This window comes from Hydrogenophaga sp. (assembly GCF_011390835.1).
Classification (GTDB): Bacteria; Pseudomonadota; Gammaproteobacteria; order Burkholderiales; family Burkholderiaceae_C; genus Hydrogenophaga.
The window spans coordinates 38172-58398 of the sequence record NZ_JAABRQ010000024.1; the positions used below are offsets into that span (position 1 = coordinate 38172).

General features: G+C 67.3%; 16 protein-coding genes, 1 pseudogene and 1 riboswitch. Of the genes and pseudogenes, 12 read left to right on the forward strand and 5 right to left on the reverse strand.

Annotated elements, in window-relative coordinates; translation table 11 throughout:
• The first annotated feature begins 53 nt into the window (after positions 1–53).
• The 11 genes from dnaJ (at position 54) to GPT34_RS14050 (ending at position 15374) form a co-directional block, all read left to right on the forward strand.
• Positions 54–1190: a molecular chaperone DnaJ gene (gene dnaJ, locus GPT34_RS14000; protein WP_291013620.1), complete on the forward strand. Its 1137-nt coding sequence runs from the start codon at positions 54–56 to the stop codon at positions 1188–1190.
• A 160-nt stretch (positions 1191–1350) separates the two neighbouring features.
• Positions 1351–2490, forward strand: a complete 1140-nt coding sequence (locus GPT34_RS14005; RefSeq protein ID WP_291013623.1) for an FAD-dependent oxidoreductase — start codon at positions 1351–1353, stop codon at positions 2488–2490.
• A gap of 34 nt (positions 2491–2524) precedes the next feature.
• Entirely contained in the window at positions 2525–3571 is a 1047-nt protein-coding gene (locus tag GPT34_RS14010; RefSeq protein ID WP_291013626.1) for a ligase-associated DNA damage response exonuclease, read from the forward strand.
• Complete coding sequence (locus tag GPT34_RS14015; protein ID WP_291013629.1) at positions 3568–5223, forward strand: ATP-dependent DNA ligase; 1656 nt, start codon at positions 3568–3570, stop codon at positions 5221–5223. Before GPT34_RS14010 ends, GPT34_RS14015 begins: the two co-directional genes overlap by 4 nt.
• Positions 5220–7799, forward strand: coding sequence for a ligase-associated DNA damage response DEXH box helicase (locus tag GPT34_RS14020; protein WP_291013632.1), 2580 nt, complete (start codon positions 5220–5222; stop codon positions 7797–7799). The genes GPT34_RS14015 and GPT34_RS14020 overlap by 4 nt, the downstream gene beginning before the upstream one ends.
• A gap of 106 nt (positions 7800–7905) precedes the next feature.
• On the forward strand, positions 7906–8577 hold the full coding sequence (gene pdeM / locus GPT34_RS14025) for a ligase-associated DNA damage response endonuclease PdeM (protein ID WP_291013635.1): 672 nt from the start codon (positions 7906–7908) through the stop codon (positions 8575–8577).
• Between the two features lie 65 nt (positions 8578–8642).
• The gene (locus GPT34_RS14030; RefSeq protein WP_291013638.1) at positions 8643–9368 is read left to right on the forward strand and encodes an ABC transporter ATP-binding protein; all 726 of its coding nucleotides are present in this window, start codon (positions 8643–8645) and stop codon (positions 9366–9368) included.
• Positions 9352–11874: an FtsX-like permease family protein gene (locus GPT34_RS14035; RefSeq protein WP_291013640.1), complete on the forward strand. Its 2523-nt coding sequence runs from the start codon at positions 9352–9354 to the stop codon at positions 11872–11874. Before GPT34_RS14030 ends, GPT34_RS14035 begins: the two co-directional genes overlap by 17 nt.
• A 57-nt stretch (positions 11875–11931) precedes the next feature.
• Entirely contained in the window at positions 11932–13296 is a 1365-nt protein-coding gene (locus tag GPT34_RS14040; protein WP_291013642.1) for an MBL fold metallo-hydrolase, read from the forward strand.
• Between the two features lie 142 nt (positions 13297–13438).
• Positions 13439–14641: a lytic murein transglycosylase gene (locus tag GPT34_RS14045; protein ID WP_291013644.1), complete on the forward strand. Its 1203-nt coding sequence runs from the start codon at positions 13439–13441 to the stop codon at positions 14639–14641.
• A gap of 13 nt (positions 14642–14654) precedes the next feature.
• Positions 14655–15374 carry a hypothetical protein gene (locus GPT34_RS14050; RefSeq protein ID WP_291013646.1) on the forward strand — a complete coding sequence of 240 codons (720 nt, stop codon included), beginning with the start codon at positions 14655–14657 and terminating at the stop codon, positions 15372–15374.
• 16 nt (positions 15375–15390) lie between these two features.
• Here the strand turns inward: GPT34_RS14050 and GPT34_RS14055 are convergent, their stop codons facing one another.
• From GPT34_RS14055 to GPT34_RS14075, 5 genes are all read right to left on the reverse strand, one after another.
• Positions 15391–15837, reverse strand: a complete 447-nt coding sequence (locus tag GPT34_RS14055) for a hypothetical protein (RefSeq protein WP_291013648.1) — start codon at positions 15835–15837, stop codon at positions 15391–15393.
• Between the two features lie 37 nt (positions 15838–15874).
• On the reverse strand, positions 15875–16222 hold the full coding sequence (locus GPT34_RS14060) for a heavy metal-binding domain-containing protein (protein WP_291013650.1): 348 nt from the start codon (positions 16220–16222) through the stop codon (positions 15875–15877).
• 79 nt (positions 16223–16301) lie between these two features.
• On the reverse strand, positions 16302–16946 hold the full coding sequence (locus GPT34_RS14065; protein WP_291013652.1) for an ABC transporter ATP-binding protein: 645 nt from the start codon (positions 16944–16946) through the stop codon (positions 16302–16304).
• Entirely contained in the window at positions 16939–18606 is a 1668-nt protein-coding gene (locus tag GPT34_RS14070) for an iron ABC transporter permease (protein ID WP_291013654.1), read from the reverse strand. Before GPT34_RS14070 ends, GPT34_RS14065 begins: the two co-directional genes overlap by 8 nt.
• Positions 18603–19610, reverse strand: a complete 1008-nt coding sequence (locus GPT34_RS14075) for a thiamine ABC transporter substrate-binding protein (RefSeq protein WP_291013660.1) — start codon at positions 19608–19610, stop codon at positions 18603–18605. The genes GPT34_RS14070 and GPT34_RS14075 overlap by 4 nt, the downstream gene beginning before the upstream one ends.
• A gap of 84 nt (positions 19611–19694) precedes the next feature.
• A riboswitch (TPP riboswitch) is annotated at positions 19695–19801 on the reverse strand.
• A 131-nt stretch (positions 19802–19932) separates the two neighbouring features.
• On the opposite strand from GPT34_RS14075, the pseudogene GPT34_RS14080 reads away from it, so the two are divergent.
• Positions 19933–20227 (forward strand): annotated as a pseudogene (locus tag GPT34_RS14080) (SAM-dependent methyltransferase); the annotation flags it as partial.

Below are 20227 nucleotides of genomic sequence, written 5' to 3' on the forward strand. Positions count from 1 at the left end.
GCGTCCGGGCAACCTGACGCGGCGTTTGTGCTCCCACACACCCGCTAGAGACCATGGCAAAACGCGATTTTTATGAAGTGTTGGGCGTTCCCAAGAACGCATCGGACGAAGAGGTCAAAAAGGCGTATCGCAAACTCGCGATGAAGCACCACCCGGACCGCAACCAGGGTGATGCCGCCAGGGCCGCCGAAGAACGGTTCAAAGAGGCCAAAGAGGCCTACGAGATGCTGTCGGATCCGCAGAAAAAGGCGGCCTACGACCAGTACGGCCACGCCGGTGTCGATCCCAACATGCGCGGCGGCGCTGGCGGGCCCGAAGGCTTCGAGGGCTTCTCGGGCGCGTTCGGCGACATCTTTGGTGACATCTTTGGTGGTCAGCGGGGCGGACAGCGCGGCGGGCGCCAGGTCTTCCGGGGCGCCGACCTGTCCTATGCGATGGAGATCGACCTTGAGGAAGCGGCTGCCGGCAAAGAAAGCCAGATCCGGATCCCCTCCTGGGACAACTGCGACATCTGCAAGGGTACCGGCGCCAAACCCGGCACCAGCGTCAAGACCTGCTCGACCTGCCATGGCCAGGGCGTGGTGCAGATGCGCCAGGGCTTCTTCAGCGTGCAGCAAAACTGCCCCCACTGCCACGGCAGCGGCAAGATCGTGCCCGAGCCTTGCATCGCCTGTGCCGGCCAGGGCAAGATCAAGAAGCAGAAAACGCTGGAAATCAAGATCCCCGCCGGTATCGACGATGGCCAGCGCATCCGCTCCAGCGGCAACGGCGAGCCAGGCCAGAACGGCGGGCCATCCGGCGATCTCTACATTGAGATCCGCCTGCGCAAGCACGACATCTTTGAGCGCGAGGGTGATGACCTGCACTGCCAGGTGCCCGTGCCCATGACCACCGCCTCGCTCGGCGGCGAGATCGACGTGCCCACGCTGCAAGGCAAGGCCACTATCGACCTGCCCGAAGGCACCCAAAGCGGTAAGACGTTCCGGTTGCGTGGCAAGGGCATCAAAGGCGTGCGCAGCAGTTACCCCGGCGACCTGTATTGCCACGTCGCTGTGGAGACCCCGGTCAAGCTCACCGAACACCAGCGCAAGCTGTTGAAGGAGCTTGACGACTCGTTCAAGAAGGGCGGCAACAAGCACAGCCCGAACGACCAAGGGTGGTTCGAGAAGGCGAAGAGCTTTTTCTCCTGAGATCGCGGTGATCGCTGCGTCCTGCACTCTGCGCTGCAGGACCAGCGCCAAGCCCCGCCGCACATGCAGCCACCGCTGATCAGGGCGCCTCGATGGGCCGCCCTTTTTTCAGGCGCTTGGCCAACTCGACGACGCTGACGGTGGCCGTACCATCGCTCGCATGGTTACCTCACATCTCGACTTCCTCATCCTCGGTGCCGGCATCGCCGGCGCCTCCACCGGCTATTTCCTGAGCTCCCACGGCCGCTGTCTGATGCTGGAGCGCGAGTCCCAGCCGGGTTACCACAGCACTGGCCGGTCCGCCGCACAGTTCATTGCCAGCTATGGCCCGCCACAGGTGCGTGCGCTGTCGCGCGCCAGCGAGCCGTTTTTCCTACAGCCGCCTGCAGGTTTTGCCGACGCGCCCTTGTTGCAGCCGCGCGGTCTGCTCACCGTGGCGGGACAGGATGAGTTGCCGGCGTTGGAAGAAGCCTGGGCGGTGCTGCAGCAAACCTCGCACAGCGGCCAGTGGCTGACCAGCGAGCAGGCCTGCTCGCTGGTGCCTGCGCTACGGTCGGAAGAGGTGCGCGCGGCCATTCTGGAGCCTGAGAGTTTCGACATGGACGTGAACGCCATCCACCAGGGCTATCTCCGCGGCTACAAGCGGGCGGGTGGCGAACTGGTGACCCACGCCGACGTGGTGGCCATCGAGCGTGTTGGCGACCAATGGCAAGTGCGCACCGCCAGCGGAGAGATTTACCAGGCGCCGGTGCTGATCAACGCCGCAGGTGCCTGGTGCGACGTGGTGGCGGGGCTCGCGGGTGTTGCGCCCATTGGCCTGGTGCCCAAACGGCGCAGCGCCCTCACCTTTGCGGCGCCGTCGGGCATGGACACGCGCGGCTGGCCGCTGGTGTTGACGGCGGACGAGAGCGTGTATTTCAAGCCCGACGCGGGCGCGCTGCTGGCCTCGCCCGTGAACGAAGACGTGACCCACCCGCAAGACGTGCAACCCGAAGAGCTGGACATTGCGCTGGCGATGCACGCGCTGGAAACCTGGACCACACTGCCCGTTCGGCCCAGCCACACCTGGGCGGGCCTGCGCTCCTTCGTGGCCGATGGCGATCTGGTGGGCGGCTTCGATGCCCACGCGCCGGGCTTCTTCTGGTGCGCGGCGCAAGGCGGCTACGGCATCCAGACCAGCGCGGCCATGGGCGAAGCCTGCGCGGCGCTAGCGCGTGGTTGGCCGCTGCCTGCGCACATCGCGGCTTGCGGCCTCACCGCGGAGATGTTGTCGCCCGCGCGCAAGACCCTGCGCGCCTGAGCGGCCGCCACGCTGCGGCACACTCATGGCATTCATGGCCACGCCCAGCCAAGACCTCATCGTCGCCCGCCCCGAAGGCCTCTACTGCCCGGCGGGCGACTTCTACATCGACCCCTGGCGGCCGGTGGACCGCGCCGTTATCACGCACGGCCATTCCGACCACGCGCGCTGGGGCCATGCGCACTACCTAGCGCACACGCTCAGCGAGGGCACGCTGCGCCAGCGTCTGAGCGCCGACATCGCGCTGCAGACGCTGGACTACGGCGAGGTAGTCGAGCACCACGGTGTGCGACTCTCGCTGTACCCGGCCGGCCATGTGCTGGGCTCGGCGCAGGTGCGGCTGGAACACGGCGGTCGGGTCTGGGTCGCCTCGGGTGACTACAAGACCGAGGCCGACGGCACTTGTGCGCCGTTTGAGCCGGTGCGTTGCGACACCTTCATCACCGAATCCACCTTCGGCCTGCCAATCTACCGCTGGCCCACACAGCCGGTGCTGTTCGCCGAGATCAACGCCTGGTGGCAGCGCAACGCCGATGAGGGCCGCGCCTCGGTCCTGCTGGCCTATGCCTTTGGCAAGGCGCAGCGCCTGCTGCACGGCGTGGACGCGCGCATCGGGCCCATCGTGGTGCACGGCGCGGTCGAGCCGCTGAACGCGGTGTACGCAGCCGCTGGTGTGCGCCTGCCCGCCACCCACCGCGTGACCGAGCTCGACAAGGGGCAACTGCAACGCGCGCTGGTAATCGCACCGCCCTCGACCCAGGGCACGCCGTGGATAAAGCGCTTCGGTGCCGATGCGGTGGACGCGTTTGCCAGCGGCTGGATGCAGGTGCGCGGCACGCGGCGCCGGCGCGGCGTGGACCGAGGCTTCGTCATGTCCGACCATGCCGACTGGCCGGGCCTCATGAGCGCCATCGCCGGCACCGGCGCCGAGCACATCCGCGTCACGCACGGCAGCGTGCCGGTGCTGGTGCGCTACCTCACCGAACAGGGGTTGGACGCGCAGGCCTTCGAGACCGAGTACGGCAATGAAGACGCGGCGGACCAGCTCCCCCAAGACGTGGGCGAGGAACCGCCTGCATGAAGCGCTTCGCCCTGCTCTACCGAGGGCTCGACGCGTCCACCGCCACGCGCGAAAAGCAGGCTGCGCTGCAACGCTACCTGCAGGATGCCCCCGCGGTGGACGCGGCCTGGGCGGTGTATTTTCTGGCGGGTGGCAAGCCACGCCAGACCGTGCCCACGCGCCAGCTGCGCGAGCTGGCGCGTGAACTGACGGGGCTGCCAGAGTGGCTGTTCGAAGAGAGTTACCAGACCGTGGGTGACCTGGCTGAGACGGTCTCGCTGCTGCTGCCGCCGGCCCGCAACCCGGTGGAGCGGGGCCTGGCCGAGTGGCTGGTGCAACACCTGCTGCCTCTGCGGGGCCAACCACCCGAGACACAGGCCCAAACCCTGCGCGCGCAGTGGGCCGTGTTGCCCGATGACCAGCGCTTTGTGTATTTCAAGCTTATCACCGGCGGCTTTCGCGTGGGCGTGTCGCGGCTGCAGGTGACGCAGGCGCTGGCCGCGGTGGCCGGCGTTGATGCCAAGCGCGTGGCGCAGCGCCTCATGGGCTACACCGCCACTGGCCGGCATCCCACGGCTGACGATTTCCGCACGCTGATTGCGCCAGAGTCCGCCGCCGAATCATCACCCGCCCAAAGCGGACAGCCCTATCCGTTTTTCCTGGCCCATCCCTTCAACGAATCCGTGGAGCGGTTTGATCAACTGCTGGGGCCGCCGGCTGACTGGCAGATCGAGTGGAAATGGGACGGCATCCGCGCCCAGCTGGTCAAGCGCGCAGGCCAGGTGTGGCTGTGGTCGCGCGGCGAAGAGCTGGTGACCGATCGTTTTCCCGAGCTGGTCTCCGCCGGCGAGGCGCTGCCCGACGGCACGGTGCTCGACGGCGAAATCCTGGTGTGGCGCGACGATCAGCCTCAGCCCTTTGCCGATCTGCAAAAGCGCATCGGCCGCAAAACCACCGGGCCCAAACTGCTGCGCGAGCTGCCGGTGGTCCTGCTCAGCTACGACCTGCTCGAACACGGCGGCCAGGACTGGCGGGAACACCCGCTGCACGAGCGCCGCACGGCACTGGACGCGCTGCTGTCCTCGCTGAACCACCCGCAGCTGCCCATCAGCGCATCGGTCAGTGGCACTGGCTGGCGCGAGCTCGCCAGCTTGCGCGAGCAGGCGCGCGAGCGCGGCACCGAAGGCTTCATGCTCAAGCAGCGCGACAGCCGCTACGGCGTGGGCCGCACCAAGGCGGCGGGCACCTGGTGGAAATGGAAGATCGACCCGATGAGCGCGGACGCAGTGCTGATCTACGCGCAGCGCGGCCATGGCCGTCGGGCCAGCGTCTACAGCGACTACACCTTTGCGGTCTGGGACGCGCCTGCCGATGCAGCTGATCGCAAGCTGGTGCCCTTCGCCAAGGCCTACTCGGGCCTGACCGACGCCGAGATGGCCAAGGTGGACGCGGTGATCCGCCAGACCACAGTGGAGAGCTTTGGTCCGGTGCGCAGCGTGCGGCCCACGCTGGTGTTTGAACTGGGCTTCGAAGGCATCTCGCGCAGCCCGCGCCACAAGAGCGGCATCGCGGTCCGATTTCCGCGCATGCTGCGCTGGCGCGAAGACAAGCCGGTGGAAGAAGCCGACACGCTGCAGACGCTGGCGGCGCTGCTACCGGGTTCATCCGCATGACCCGTCCCAACGCCCCCGTCTGGATGGCGCAGCGCGGCTGGAAGCCGTTTGCATTTCAGCGCCAGGTCTGGCGCGCGATGCAGCGCGGTCAGAGCGGTCTGCTGCACGCCAGCACCGGCAGCGGCAAGACCTACGCGGTGTGGCTTGGTGCGCTGCAGGCCTTGGCCAGCGCACCCAGAAGCGGCAAGGCGACAAGCCCCCAAGGCCTCACCGTCATCTGGCTCACGCCCATGCGCGCGCTTGCCGCCGACACCTTGCGGGCGCTCCAAGAGCCCTTGCCGGATCTGGCGCCCAGCTGGACGGCTGGCGCTCGCAGCGGCGACACCAGCAGCAGCGAGCGCGCGGCGCAAACCCGGCGCCTGCCCAGCGTGCTGGTGACCACGCCCGAGAGCCTGAGTCTGCTGCTCTCGCGCGCCGACTCGCCCGCAACGCTGGGGCGCGTCGCTCTGGTGGTGGTGGACGAGTGGCACGAGCTCATGGGTAACAAGCGCGGCGTGCAGGTGCAGCTCGCGGTGGCGCGCCTGAAGCGCTGGAATCCGAACCTCGTGGTCTGGGGTATGTCGGCCACGCTCGGTAACCTGGACCAGGCCCTGCACACGCTGCTCGGCCCTGGCAACGCGGGTGAGCTCGTGCAAGGCAAAACGGAGAAGCAGCTGGTGATCGACACCCTGCTGCCGCCACGCGCCGAGCGCTTTCCCTGGGCCGGTCACCTGGGCCTGGCGATGCTGCCGCAGGTGGTCGACGAGCTGGCCCGCAGCGGCAGCACTCTGGTCTTCACCAACACGCGCGCACAGGCCGAGCTCTGGTACCAGGCGCTGCTGGACGCGCGTCCCGACTGGGCCGGCGAGATCGCGCTGCACCACGGCTCGCTGGACCGCGCAGCGCGGGAATGGGTGGAGACCAGCCTGAAGGGGGGCGCCCTGCGCGCGGTGGTCTGCACCAGCAGCTTGGACCTGGGTGTTGACTTTTTACCGGTCGAGCGGGTGCTGCAGATCGGATCGCCCAAAGGCGTGGCGCGTCTGTTGCAGCGCGCCGGGCGGTCTGGCCATGCGCCGGGCCGACCCTCGCGCGTGAGCATCGTGCCCACGCACAGCCTGGAGTTGATCGAGGGTGCCGCCGCGCGCGCTGCCGTACAGGCGGGTCAGATCGAAGCGCGCGAAGTACCCGATCAACCGCTGGATGTGCTGGTGCAACACCTGGTGACGGTGGCGCTCGGCGGTGGCTTTGTGCCCGACGAGCTGTACCAAGAGGTACGCAGCACCGCCGCCTACGCCGGTCTGTCCACTGAAGCCTGGCAGTGGTGCCTGGACTTTGTGTCGCACGGTGGCAGTTCGCTCACCGCCTACCCCGACTACCACCGCGTGCGCCCCGATGAGCAAGGCGTCTGGCGCGTGCCCGATGTGCGGCTGGCGAGGCGCCACCGCGCCAACATCGGCACCATCGTGAGCGACGCCAGCATGATCGTGCAATACCTGGGCGGCGCCAAACTGGGCACGGTGGAAGAAAGTTTTGCCGCGCGGCTCAAGCCGAAAGACTGTTTCCTGTTTGGCGGGCGCTTGCTGGAACTGGTGCGCGTGCAGGACATGACGGCGTGGGTCAAGCGCGCCAGCGGCCGGCGCCCGGCGGTCCCGCGCTGGAACGGCGGCCGCATGCCGCTGTCCACCACGCTGGCCGACGCCGTGGTCATGCAGCTCGAGCGCGCGGCCCTGGGCGACACCAGCAGCCCGGAGCTGCAGGCGGCGCAAGCCATACTAAATGTGCAACGCGAATGGTCGTCTCTGCCCTCCACCCAGACCCTGGTGGCCGAGTTGCTGAGCTCGCGCGAGGGCACGCATCTGTTTCTTTACCCCTTCGCCGGCCGCCATGTGCACCTGGGCCTGGCCAGCCTGCTGGCCTGGCGCGTGGCGCGACATTCACCCAAGACCTTTTCCATGGCGGTCAACGACTACGGCTTTGAGCTGCTGTGCGCCGACGCCGTCGACTGGCCCAACTTGTTGCAGACGGTTCTCGCGCCCGCGTCCGACGAAGCCACGCTGCTGCAGGAGGTGCTGGACAGCCTCAACGCCAGCGAACTCGCGCAGCGGCGCTTTCGCGAAATCGCGCGCGTGGCCGGCCTCATCTTCCAAAGTCACCCGGGTGAGCAACGCAGCAGCAAACAACTGCAGGCTTCGTCGTCGCTCTATTGGGAAGTGTTTCGCCAGTACGACCCTGCCAATCGCCTGCTGCTGCAGGCCAAGGCCGAGCTGCTGTCACAAGAGCTCGAAATCGGCCGCCTGCGGCAAAGCCTGGCGCGCATGGCTGCGCAGACCATGGTGCTCAAGCCCCTGGTGCGCCCCACCCCGTTTGCATTTCCGCTCATGATCGAGCGGCTGCGCGAGAAGCTCAGCAACGAACAGGTGGCGGATCGCATTGCGCGCATGCTGGCGCAGTTGGAGAAGGCGGCGGGTGGTGGCGCGTCTGATGCTATGGATGCTGAGGGCGTTCGGCTCACCTTGGGGCACGGAAGGGGTGCGTTGGCGGATGGGTCTGGTTCGCGTCGCAGGCAGCGGGGTGCTCGGCCCTTGCCGCGGCTTTGATTTCTTTGACGTTGGGGCTGCTCTTGCTGGGCAGGTCGGGTCTCGCCCCGGCGGGCGACAACACCAAACCCACAAGGCCAAAGCAAAAAAACTAAGCTCCAATCGCATGGACCAACCAACCAAGACTCACGCAGTAGCCGAATGGGCCAAGCAAACCCTGCATCTCCTCCCAGACCCAGCGCTCTGGTGGCCGGCAGAAGAGACCCTCTTCATCGCCGACCTGCACCTCGGCAAAGCCGCCAGCTACCGCGCCTTGGGTCAGCCCGTCCCCAGCGGCAGCACACAAGACAACCTCTCGCGCCTCACCGACCTGATTGCGCGGCACCAGGCGAAACACATCGTGTTACTTGGTGATTTTCTGCACGCCGCCTCAGGCCGCACATCACACCTGCTGCACGCGGTCACAGCCTGGCGCGCACACCACGCCCAAGTCGCCATGACCCTGGTGCGCGGCAACCACGATGACCGAGCAGGTGACCCGCCAGCCGAAGCCTGCATCGAGGTGGTCGACCAACCCTGGTTGCTCGGCCCGTTCGCCTGCTGCCACCACCCGCAGGCCCACCCGACACACTTCGTACTCGCCGGCCATGACCATCCCGTGGTGCACGTGAGCGGCCCGGGGCGCGACCGGCTGAGGCTGCCCTGCTTCGTGAACGATGGCCAGCAGGCCACCCTACCCGCCTTCGGTGCGTTCACCGGCGGCCACGTGGTGACGCCACGCGCCGGGCAGTCGCTGCACGCCGTGGGCGGTGGCCGTGTATGGACACTCCCGACATGATGGGAACCTTGACGCCCGTCAGCCCTCCGACATCCGAGTCCTTTCACCTCTCCCCTCCCCACCCGATGCCCCCAGCAGCTTCCAACTTCATCGAAACCCGCCAGCTCAGCATGTCCTACCCCCTGGCGAACAGCCGGGTGGAGGTGCTGCGCGAGGTGAACATCACCATCGCCGCCGGCACGCGCGTGGCCATCGCCGGCCCATCGGGCTCTGGCAAGACCTCGTTGCTGTTGTTGCTCTCCGGCCTGGAGCGGCCGAGCAGCGGCCAGGTGCTGGTGGATGGCGTGGACCTGGGCAAGCTGGATGCCGATGGCCTGGCCGATCTTCGTCGCGAGCGTATCGGCATCGTGTTTCAGAGCTTTCACCTGCTGCCCTCGCTGAGTGCGCTGGACAACGCGGCCTTGCCGCTGCAGATGGCGGGGCGGCGCGATGCGCGCACGCTGGCCACCGCCATGCTGGATCGCGTGGGCTTGGGGGGGCGGCTCGATCACCTGCCCAGCCAGCTCTCCGGCGGCGAGCAACAGCGGGTGGCCATTGCGCGCGCGCTGGTGCACCGGCCGCGCCTGCTGCTGGCCGACGAGCCCACCGGCAACCTCGACGACCACACAGCCGAGTCGGTGCGCGAGCTGTTGTTTGAACTCAACCGCGAGCTCGGCACCACCTTGGTGCTGGTCACGCACGACCTTGACTTCGCCGCCCGCTGCGACCGCGTGCTGCGCCTGCACGACGGACAACTGCACGAAACGCCCGCAACGCCTGCAACGGTGACCCGCGATGCGCTTCCTGCTTAGCCTGGCCTGGCGCGATCTGCGCGCCAGCGGCCGCCACCTGTGGATTTTTGTTGCCTGCCTGGTGCTGGGCGTGTCGCTGGTCGCCGCTGGCGGCGGCCTCTACCGTCAGGTGGCCGACGCGTTACGGGCCGACGCGCGACTGCTGTTTGGTGGTGATGTGGAGGTGGAGTCCGCGCAGCCGCTGGCGCCCGGGGTGCTGGCCTGGATGCAGGCGCCAGACCAGGGCGCCGCCACCGTCTCGCGGCTGATCGAGCTGCGCACCATGTTGCGCAGTGCAGACGGTCGCGCCCAGCTCATCGAGCTGCAAAGCACCGATGCGGCCTACCCGCTTTATGGCGAGGTCACGCTGGCGCCAGCGGGCTCGCTGGACACCATGCTGGCCCTGCAAGACGACACCTGGGGCGTCGCGCTGGACGCGACCCTGGCCGAGCGCATGGGCATCGCCGTGAACGACGTGGTGGACGTGGGCGACCTGAGCCTGACCGTGCGCGCCCTCATCACCCGGCAACCCGACCGCAGCCTGCGCGCCGACTGGGGCGGTGCCCCGGTGCTGGTGGCCGAGGGTGCGCTGATGGCCACCGGCCTGGTGCAGCCGCTGAGCCGCATCGACTACCGCTACCGGGTGCGCACCGACCAGCCTGCGAGCGCCTGGCGCGACGCGTTCACCGCCGCCTTTCCCGCGCTGGATACCGAGGTCGACACCTTTGACGAGCGCAGTGAGCGCATGGCCGAGGTGCTGGGGCAGATCGGCTCGGGTCTGCTGCTGATCGGTTTCTCGGCCTTGTTCATTGGTGGGCTGGGTGTGTTCAACAGCGTGCAGGCCTACCTGCAAGGCAAGCTGACCTCGCTGGCCACCTTGCGCGCGCTGGGCATGCGAGACCGCCGGCTGGCCGCCATGGTGCTGCTGCAAATCGTGATGCTGGCGCTGCTGGCCAGCGGCGCTGGGGTGTTGCTGGGCAACGCGCTGGCCCTTGCTGGCGCACTGGCCACCGCGGAACGCCTGCCCATCGGCCTGCTGCTAAGCGGGCTGTGGCAGTCATCGCTGGTCGCCCTGGCCTTTGGCGTGCTGACCGCCGTGGCGTTTGCCCTGCCCGCGCTGGGGCGGGCGCTGTCGGTCACCCCGGCCGCGCTGTTTCGTGGTGTGGATGCCGAGGCGCTGCACATACCGCGTCGCGCCTGGTGGCTCACCGCGGCGGTGGCAGGACTTGTGGTGAGCCTGCTGGTGATCACGCTGCCCGATCCGCGCTTCGGCCTCGCCTTTGTGCTCGCCACCGCGCTGCTGCTGGGTCTGCTCGACCTCGTCACGCGCGGCCTGCGTTTGTTGGCGCGGCGGCTGCAAGCGGGCAACAGCTGGTCGCCACCGCTGGCGCTGCAACTCGCGCTGGCCAATCTGCAGCAACCCGCATCGCCGCTGCGCCCGGCCCTGCTCTCGCTGGGCTCGGCGCTGACCCTGCTGGTGGCGTGCACGCTGGTGGTGACGACCTTGCTGCGCACGGTCAACGACACCGTGCCCGCCAATGCGCCAGCGCTGGTGTTCTACGACGTGCAGACCGAGCAGATCACGCTGCTGAAAGACACCCTGGCCGCCTCGCCCGGCTTGCAGCAGGTGCGCACCGCGCCGCTGGTGCTGGGTCGCCTGGCGGCGGTGAATGGCGAGGCGCTGCGCGAAAGCGGGGATGGTGAGCGTGCGCGCGAAGCCCGCGACGAGCACAAGCTGAGCAACCGGGCCGGCAATTTTGACGACGTGATCATCGACCGCGGTGCCTGGTGGCCCGAAAACTACAGCGGCGAGCCGCTGGTGGCGATGGAAGACCGCGAAGCCGACCAGCTTGGCCTACAGGTGGGCGATCGCCTGCGATTCGACATTTTGGGCACGCCAGTGGAAGCCACGCTCGCCGCCATCTACAGCCAGCGCCGCATGCAGTCGCGCCTGTGGCTGGAGGCCATCTTCAGCGAAGGTGTGCTGGAGCCCTTCATCACCCGCCACGTGGGTGCGGCCTACCTTCCCGCAGCCGAGACACTCGCGGCGCAAGACCGGCTGGCGGCGGTGGCACCCAATATCGCCACCGTGCGCACCGAGTCGCTGCTGCGCGAAACACGCGCCTTGATGACGCGCGCCAGCAGCGGGCTGGCGGTCGTGGCACTGGTCTGTCTGGCGGCCAGCTTGCTGGTGCTGGGCAGCGTGGTGGCCGCCAGCCGCAGCCGCCAGGTGTTCGACGCCACCGTGATGCACGCGCTGGGCGCGCGCCACTCGCTGTTGCAGCGGGTGCTGGTTTGGGAATACGCGCTGCTCGCGGCGGTGACTTCGCTGTTTGCCATTGTGGCCGGCAGCGCATTGGCCACCGGCCTGCTGCGCTGGCGCCTGGAAATGGACCCGATCGGTCTGTACTGGAGCGGCGCACTCACCGCGCTGCTGGTCAGCGCGATCAGCCTGGGCCTGGGGGCGCGCTACCTGCTGCGCCAGATGCAGCTCAATCCGGCGCTGCTGCTGCGTTCCGGAGGCTAGCACACACCTTGCGGCATATCAGCTTCCGAGGCAGAGGTCGCGAGTAAGATAAATTGTATGAGTGTCACCCTTCGTTTCCTCGGTGCTGCGGGCACCGTCACCGGCTCCAAGTACCTGGTCGAACACGACGGCCACAGCCTGCTGGTCGACTGCGGGCTGTTCCAGGGCTACAAGCAGCTGCGCTTGCGCAACCGCGACCCCCTGCCAGTCATACCGAAACAGATTCACGCCGTGCTCCTGACGCACGCCCACCTCGACCACAGTGGCTACCTGCCCCTGTTGGCCAAGGAAGGCTTCCGGGGCAAGGTCTGGGCCACACCGGCCACGCGCGACCTGGCGCAGATCCTCCTGCCCGACAGCGGGCACATCCAGGAGGCCGACGCCGATTTCGCCAACCGCCACGGCTCCTCCAAACATGCGCCGGCGCTGCCGCTCTACACCGAGGCCGATGCGGTGAAGAGCCTCAAGCTGTTTCGCACCGCCGACATCGGTCAGGCCTTCGAGCCCATTCCTGGCTGGATCGCGCATTTCAGTGGCGCAGGTCACATCCTGGGTGCGGCCAGCCTGCTGCTGGAAGTGGGTGGACGGCGCATCCTGTTCTCAGGCGACCTCGGCAGACCAGACGACGCCGTGATGAAAGCCCCCGACGCACCGCCGGCGGCGGATGCTGTGATTTGCGAATCCACGTACGGTGATCGTGTGCATCCGGATGAGGATGTCTTCGCCGAACTCGGCCCGGCGCTCAAAGCCTGCGCCGCACGTGGCGGTGCCGCTGTGGTGCCGGCGTTTGCGGTCGGCCGTGCTCAGGCATTGCTGCATGCCATTGCGGAGCTCAAGTCACATGGCGACCTGCCGCGCGACTTGCCCGTGTATCTGGACAGCCCCATGGCCATCAACACCACTGAGCTGTATCTGAAACACATGGGCGAGCACCGCCTCAATGCTTCGCAATGCCATGCCATGGACAGCGTGGCGAAGATGACCCGCACGGTCGACGAATCCAAGGCCATCGCCTTGCAGCACGGCCCCAAGGTCATCCTTTCAGCCAGCGGCATGGCCACGGGCGGGCGCATCTTGCACCACCTGATTCAATATCTCGGCGACCACCGCAACCTGATCGTGCTGACGGGCTACCAGGCGCCCGGCACGCGTGGCGCGTCGCTGGCGGGCGGGGCCACGCAGTTGCGCATTTTTGGGCAGGACGTGCCAGTGCGTGCTGAGGTCGTGCAACTGACCTCAGCCTCGGCTCACGCAGACAGCAACCAGCTCATGGCCTGGCTGCAGGCCATGCCATCTGCGCCGCACCGCGTGTTCGTGACGCATGGTGACCTGGAAGCGGCTGACCGCCTGCGGTACCGCATCGAGCACGAGTTGCACTGGCAGGCACTGGTGCCAGAGCATGGAAGCACATGGAAGGTTTGATCCCCCTGCGCCGCTTCACGTCCTCGCCCCATATGGGAAGCACCTGGGGCCTGGCCAAGCCAGCTCCATGGTGTGTGCTGGGTTCAATCACGCGCTCAGGCATCAGCCGCGTCGCGACCTTGATCGATTTTTTCCGATGCCGATGTCAAAACACACTCTCTTCCTGACCGCCGCCCTTGCTTGTCTGCCTGCCTTTGCGCAGACCACTGCGCCCGAATCCCCCGAATTCACCCAATGCATCGCGGGTCTTCAGGGCGCTGCGCGCAGTGCGGGCGTTTCGACGGCCACCTACGAACGCCTCACCCAGGATCTGGCGCCCGACATGAGCGTGATCGAAAAGCTCAATTTTCAGCCCGAGTTCCGCACCGCCATCTGGGACTACCTCGCCGGCCTGGTAGACGAGGAGCGTGTGCAGGAAGGCCAGGCCTTGCTGGCCCGACACGCCGACACGCTCCAGCGAGTGGAGCAGCGCTTTGGCGTGGATCCGGCCACAGTGGTCGCGGTCTGGGGCGTGGAGAGTAACTTTGGTCAGACCTTTGGCAAGTACCCGCTGATGCAGGCTCTGGGCACGCTGTCGTGCTTCGGGCGCCGCCAGGCCTATTTCCGGGGTGAGCTGTTTGCGGCCATGCGCATCCTGCAAAAGGGCGACATCGCGCCCGAGCGCTTGGTTGGCTCCTGGGCCGGCGCATTTGGCCACACACAGTTCATGCCCAGCACCTTCGAGCGGCTGGCGGTGGATTTTGACGGTGACGGCCGCGCCGACCTGATGGACAACGCCACCGACGCATTGGCGTCCACCGCCAACTTCCTGGCCAAGGCCGGCTGGCGAACAGGACAGGCCTGGGGCGTGGAGGTGAAGCTGCCTGAAGGGTTCAACACCAGCGGTGAAGGCCGGCGCAGCAAACGCGCCATCAGCGAATGGAACGCGCGAGGCTTGAAGCAGGTGGACGGCTCAGCCCTGCCAGCCGACGCCGGCTCCGCGGGCCTGCTCACGCCCGCGGGCGCCACAGGACCGGCCTTCCTGGTCTTTCGAAATTTTGACGCGCTCTACAGCTACAACGCAGCTGAGAGCTACGGACTGGCCATCGCCCACCTCAGCGACCGCCTGCGCGGTGGCGGCCCGTTTGTCACCCCCTGGCCGACCGACGACCCCGGCATTTCGCGCGCCGAACGCCGAGAGCTGCAGGGCCTGTTGATCCTGCGCGGCCACGACATCGGCGAGGTCGACGGCATGCTGGGCGAGCGCAGCCGTGCCGCGATCCGCGTCGAGCAACAGAAGCTGGGGCAGGAGGTCAATGGCCGCGGGGGTCTGAAGCTGCTCAAGTCACTGCGCAGCGGCGGCTGACCACCGCATGGTAATGAATCCGCTGACCCAGGCCTTGCTGGCGACTGCTGCAGCAGCGGCTTGCATCCCCTTCGGGGGCTTGCTGGCGCTGCTGGCTCACCGGCGCAGGAAATGGTTGAACGGGGAGGTGCGTCACTTCGTGGTGGCCTTGGGCGGCGGCATCCTGATCGCCGCGGTCTCGCTGGTGCTGCTGCCCGAGGGCATGCAACGTGTGCAGGAGCCGCTGACGGTTGCTGCACTTTTTGTGGCCGGTGGCGCAGCCTGCTTTGCGCTGGAGCGCCACTTGGGCGCCAGCCGCCGCGAGTCTCCTCAGCTAGCGGCGACCTTGCTCGACTACGTGCCCGAGTCGCTGGCGCTGGGCGGTATGTTTGCAGCGGGTGCGGCCTCCGCGCCGCTGCTGGCCGTGCTCATTGGCCTGCAGAACCTGCCCGAGGGTTTCAACGCCTATCTGGAGCGGGTGACGTCTGGTGAGCACAAGCCCCGCACGGTGCTGTTGCAGATGCTGCTGCTCGTCGCACTCGGACCGGCACTAGCGGCACTCGGCTGGCATTTCCTGTCGGCACAGACCGAGGTGCTGGGCGCGATCATGATCGCCGCGGCGGGCGCCATCCTCTACCTAATCTTTCAGGACATCGCGCCCATGTCCCACATGCGCAACCACTGGTTCCCGCCCTTGGGTGCGGTGTGCGGCTTTGGTCTAGCCTTGCTGGGCCAGCAACTGGTGAGCGGCTGAGCGGCTGCGCTGGCCCTCAGACCCAACCAAACTGCGCGCGCACATCCCGTGCCGTTGCGTTGATCGGCGCCGTCGGGGCCTGGGTGTGCTGGCGCAGGTTGGTGGCGCGCACGCCACCGCCATCCTGGCCCAGCACTGCCACCGCCTTGATGCGCCAGCCACGTTCGCGCAAACCGTTCACATAGGTTTGCGCATCGGGATATTCGACCAGGTCGGTAGCGTTGGCGTTGGGTGACAGGCAGAACAGCACCGCATCACAACGAGCGCGCACCACCTCTTGCACAAATTCGTCCAGCGTGGTGCGCGTGTTTTGCAGCGCGCCGACGCGGGCGTAAAAGCGCACGGGTCGCTTGTCGGACTGCAGCTGGATGTCGCGCACGCTGCGATTGAAGCAGCCGGTGAGGCTGCGCACGACAGAGGTCTTGCGGGTGTTGGCGTTGCCAATGAGGATGTAGGCGTCCATGGAAGGGAAAAAAAAGCAGGTAGGAATGCGTGCGGGATCAGCCGATTTTGATCGCCGTGCCGCTCACTGCGACCATCATCATGCCGTTGGTTTCCCCCAGCACCTCGTAGTCGAAGTCGATGCCAATCACGCCGTTGGCGCCCAGCCCCTTGGCCGTTTCGATCAGGTCCTCAAGCGCTGCATCACGAGCACCCGATAGCGCACGTTCATAGCCGCCAGCGCGGCCACCGACCACATCGCGGACCGAAGAGAACATGTCGCGAAAGATGTTGGCGCCGATGATGGCCTCGCCGTTGACCACGCCCAGATACTGGCTCAGCTCGATGCCAGCCGGCGTGGTGGTGCTGAGGAAAAACCCGTCGGTGCTTTTGGAAAACCAGCCCATGTGACAACTCCCATGATGGCGATGCGCCGTCAGATCGAGGCGGATCCATTGTGCCAGCGGGCAACGCGCGCCCGCCACCTCACCAGAGCGACACCAGCCGGGTGCCTTGCAGGCCCCAGGCGTGCTGCGCCATGGCGCGAGCTTCCTGCTCATCGTGGGTGACGAGGATCGCCGCCATGCCGGCGGCCTGGATGCGATCGCGAAACTCGGATCGCAACTGCTCGCGCAAGGCCGCGTCCAGCGCAGAAAACGGCTCGTCCAGCAGCAGTGCGCGCGGCCGGGTGATGAGGGCGCGCGCCAGCGCCACGCGCTGCTGCTCACCGCCCGAGAGCGTCCACACACGCGCTTCGGTGTGCTGCCCCAGGCCCAGGCGCTCCAGCATCACCGTCGCCTGTTCCCGCGCGGTGCGCCGAGGCACTCCCTGCTCAATCAGGCCAAAGGCCACGTTGTCCCGCACATTCAGGTGGGGAAACAGGGCGAAGTCTTGAAACATGAGCGCAAAGCCACGCCGCTCGGGCGGCAGGTCGGTGATGTCCTGGCCTTCGAACCACACGCTACCCGCCTCCGGTGCTTCCAGCCCGGCCACGATTTTCAGCAAGGTGCTCTTGCCGCTGCCAGACGCGCCGAGCAAGGCCACCGTCTCACCGGCGGCCACGCGCAGGTTCACGCCGGCGAGCAGCGGGCGGTGGTCCCACTGTTTGGCGATGTCGCGCAGTTCAAGCATGGCGTCGATTGTCCTCGGCAGCGGATCGCTCAGGCCCTTCGATCAGGGTGAACGCCATTAAGGCCAGCGCCATCAGCATGCAGGCGAGTACCAGCGCCGCGTCCAGATTGGCCGCCCCCGGACGGCCTAGGTGCTGGTAGATGAGTGTGGTGAGTGTTGTCCACTCCGGTCGCGACAGAAACAGCGTGACCGCGAACTCGCCCAGCGCCGTGGCCGCAGCAAAGGCCATGCCACGCCGCAGTGCACGGGCGGTCAACGGCAGGGTGACCCGCCACCACACGCGCCATGGTCTCGCACCCAGTGTGGCCGCTGCCTGGGCGTAGCTGGCGGGCAGATTGTCGAGTGCAGCGGCCAGCGATTTCGCCACGAACGGGTATGCCAGCAAGGCATAGGCACCGATCAGCAAGGCCAGACTGGCGGTCCAGCCCGGGTAGAGCAGCAGCAGGCCGAAGGCCACGGTGACAGGCGAGGCCACAAACGGCAGGTAGGCCGCCGCGCGCCACACCAGTGCCCAAGCACCTCGCGCCGCGTTCGCGCCGCGGGCGATCGCCGCCGTGTCGAAGGCCCGCACGGCCAGGGCGTGGCTCAGCCCCAGTCCGGTGGCCAGCAGCAGGGCCATAGCGGAGAAGCGCAGGGTGTTCCACAAGGCGACCAGCGTCTCGGGCTGAAGCAGCACCTCGGCGCCCTGCCCCAGCAGCAGCGCGCGCACCGCCTGCAGCAGGATGGCGAGCAACGGCGCGGCGCACACCAGCAGCAACACACCAACCGCCGCCAACACCGCCAGCCACTGGGCCGCACTGCGAGGGCGGGACCGCGCCATGGGCGTGACACGCCCAGGCGCGGCCAGGCGCTTTTCCAGCCAGGCGTAAGCGAGCGCCACCGCGCCGGTCATGCCCAGCATCCACACCGCGAGCACACCCGCCTGCCCCAGTTCCAGCTGATGGGCCACCAAGGTGTAAATCTCCACCTCGACCGTGGCATATCTTTGACCGCCCAGGATCAGCGCCAGGCCAAACCCAGAGAAACAGTACAGAAACACCAGGGACAAGGCCGAGGCCATCCAGGGCGCAATGGCTGGCCACTCCACGCGCCAGAAGGCGCGCCAGGGCGTAGCGCCCAGCGTGCGCGCAGCGGCCACGCGCGCCGAACTCACCTGCTCCAGCGCGTCGACACCGGCGCGCACCACCAGGCACAGGTTGAAAAACAGGTTGCCGTAGAGCAGCAGCCACGGCGTTTCATCCAGACTCAAGCCTGTCTGGGCCAGCGGTTCGCCCAGCCAGCCGCGCGGCCCCCATAGTGCGAGCACACCCAGCGCGGCCACCAACGTAGGCACCACAAAAGGCAGCATCAGCAGGCGCAACAGCATAGAGCGCCCAGCAAACTCCAGCCGCGCCAGTACCCAGGCCACCGGCAGGCCGATCAGCAGTGCCAGCACGCAGGTGATCGCCGCCTGTGCCAGGGTCCAGAGCACGCGCCAGCGCAGGTAGTCGTCCTGCCACGGCGCCAGCCAGCGCAGCGGCGCATCGCCTGCAAGATCGCCTGAGCCAAAACCTTCGGCCAGCAGCCGCAGCACCGGCGCCACCAGCAGCAACGCCAGGAAGCCCAGCGGCAGGATCGCCAACCGGCGGGGCAGCCGATCGCCCCGGCGCGAAGCGATCACTTCAGCACAACTTGGGTCCAGCGCCGCAGCCAGGCCTTGGCCTGCTGCTCGGTGATCGGGGCGGACAAGGCGTCAAACGCGGCGGGCTCGGTCGCGTATTGCTGCATCACGTCCACGCGTGGCGCACCGGCCTCGGCCGGGAACATCCACATCGTGGTCTGCAGCGATTGCTGCACCGGCGCCGAGCGCAGAAATTCGATGAAGCGCCCGGCCGCTTCGCGCGGGGCAGCAGGCGCGCCCTTGATCAATGCCACGCCCTCCACCTGCCGGTACACCCCGCCCTGGAGAAACAGGTTGGCGGTGGGCGACTCGGTGATCTTGTCCTTGCTGTAGAACACTTCGGCAGCCGGGCTGCTGGCGTAGCTCACGACGATGGGGCGTGTGCCGCCGTTGCGGGTGAACTCGGTGTAGTAGGCCTCGCTCCAGCCCTTGACCACCTTCACGCCATTGCGGCGCATCTTTGCCCACCAGTCGAACGCAGCGGGCTCACCCAGGCCGGCAATGGTGGCCAGCAGAAACGCCTGACCCGGGCTGGAAGTGGCGGGGTTCTGCACCACAAGCAGCTTGGCGAAAGCCGGCTTCGTGAGGTCGGCCAGCGAAGTGGGCAAGGCGAGGCCGCGCTGGGTAAACCAGGCCTTGTCGATGTTGAGGTTCACGTAGCCGTAATCGACCGGCACCACGCCCTCGGCCAGCGCCACCACGGACGCGCGGCTTGAAGCCGGGCCGGTGTAAGCGTCCAGCACGCCAGCGGCCTTGGCACGTGGCAAAAGCGTGTTGTCAATGCCGAACACCACATCGGCGATCGGCTTGGCGCGGGTGAGGATGAGCTTGTTGACCATCTCGCCAGCGTCACCCGCCTTGATGATCTGCAGCTTCACGCCAGCGTCCCGTTCGAACTGCGCCAGCTGTTCTTTGGGCAGATCGAACGAGCCATGGGTGAGCACGCGCAGAGCCGCTGTCTGAGCCCCGGCGGCTGAGGCCAGACATACGCTGGACAAGATCACAGAAAAAAGAAACCGCCGTTGCATGGAAACCGCCTTGTCACAACGCCTGCGTGAAGCGTGTAACCCAGACGGCAACCCACAAGGGCGGCTGGTTTGTCACGCTCCCTACGCTGGCACAACCCAGATCAGGTGAGAGGGGTATTTCTCAGCCGCCTTCTGCGCGTTCGCAGGCGGCACCCCCGGTGAAATTCTTATTGTAGACCTGCGCCTCAGGGCACAGCCGTGGTAGCTTGTAGGTCATCCATCCCGCATGCCGCTTCTCTCGAAGTGCTGTGCCTGGTCGATCCACAGTGATTCACCGCACCACGCCCCAGGAGGCAGCATGCCCGGCTATCAGGTCAAACACCAGACCATCACCATCGCAGGCTGGGACTACGCCATCTGCTCGCTGCTCGACAACCAGCAGTACGCTCCCGCACTCGACACGGACCCCAGCAACGGCATGGGTGAATCAGGCTGGCCCCTGTTCGGCCAGGTCTGGCCCTCGGCCCGGGTGCTCGCCCTGGCCATGGACAGCCACGCCATCGCCGGCAAACGCATCCTGGAGATCGGCGCCGGGCTGGCTCTAGCCAGCCTGGTGATTCACCGTCGCGCCGGCGACGTGACCGTCACCGACT

Excerpts from the sequence above, each read along its gene's own strand:
- dnaJ (WP_291013620.1), top strand. The coding sequence starts at position 54 with ATGGCAAAACGCGATTTTTATGAAGTGTTGGGCGTTCCCAAGAACGCA.
- GPT34_RS14005 (WP_291013623.1), top strand. The coding sequence starts at position 1,351 with ATGGTTACCTCACATCTCGACTTCCTCATCCTCGGTGCCGGCATCGCC.
- GPT34_RS14010 (WP_291013626.1), top strand. The coding sequence starts at position 2,525 with ATGGCCACGCCCAGCCAAGACCTCATCGTCGCCCGCCCCGAAGGCCTC.
- GPT34_RS14015 (WP_291013629.1), top strand. The coding sequence starts at position 3,568 with ATGAAGCGCTTCGCCCTGCTCTACCGAGGGCTCGACGCGTCCACCGCC.
- GPT34_RS14020 (WP_291013632.1), top strand. The coding sequence starts at position 5,220 with ATGACCCGTCCCAACGCCCCCGTCTGGATGGCGCAGCGCGGCTGGAAG.
- pdeM (WP_291013635.1), top strand. The coding sequence starts at position 7,906 with ATGGACCAACCAACCAAGACTCACGCAGTAGCCGAATGGGCCAAGCAA.
- GPT34_RS14030 (WP_291013638.1), top strand. The coding sequence starts at position 8,643 with ATGCCCCCAGCAGCTTCCAACTTCATCGAAACCCGCCAGCTCAGCATG.
- GPT34_RS14035 (WP_291013640.1), top strand. The coding sequence starts at position 9,352 with ATGCGCTTCCTGCTTAGCCTGGCCTGGCGCGATCTGCGCGCCAGCGGC.
- GPT34_RS14040 (WP_291013642.1), top strand. The coding sequence starts at position 11,932 with ATGAGTGTCACCCTTCGTTTCCTCGGTGCTGCGGGCACCGTCACCGGC.
- GPT34_RS14045 (WP_291013644.1), top strand. The coding sequence starts at position 13,439 with ATGTCAAAACACACTCTCTTCCTGACCGCCGCCCTTGCTTGTCTGCCT.
- GPT34_RS14050 (WP_291013646.1), top strand. The coding sequence starts at position 14,655 with ATGAATCCGCTGACCCAGGCCTTGCTGGCGACTGCTGCAGCAGCGGCT.
- GPT34_RS14055 (WP_291013648.1), bottom strand. The coding sequence starts at position 15,837 with ATGGACGCCTACATCCTCATTGGCAACGCCAACACCCGCAAGACCTCT.
- GPT34_RS14060 (WP_291013650.1), bottom strand. The coding sequence starts at position 16,222 with ATGGGCTGGTTTTCCAAAAGCACCGACGGGTTTTTCCTCAGCACCACC.
- GPT34_RS14065 (WP_291013652.1), bottom strand. The coding sequence starts at position 16,946 with ATGCTTGAACTGCGCGACATCGCCAAACAGTGGGACCACCGCCCGCTG.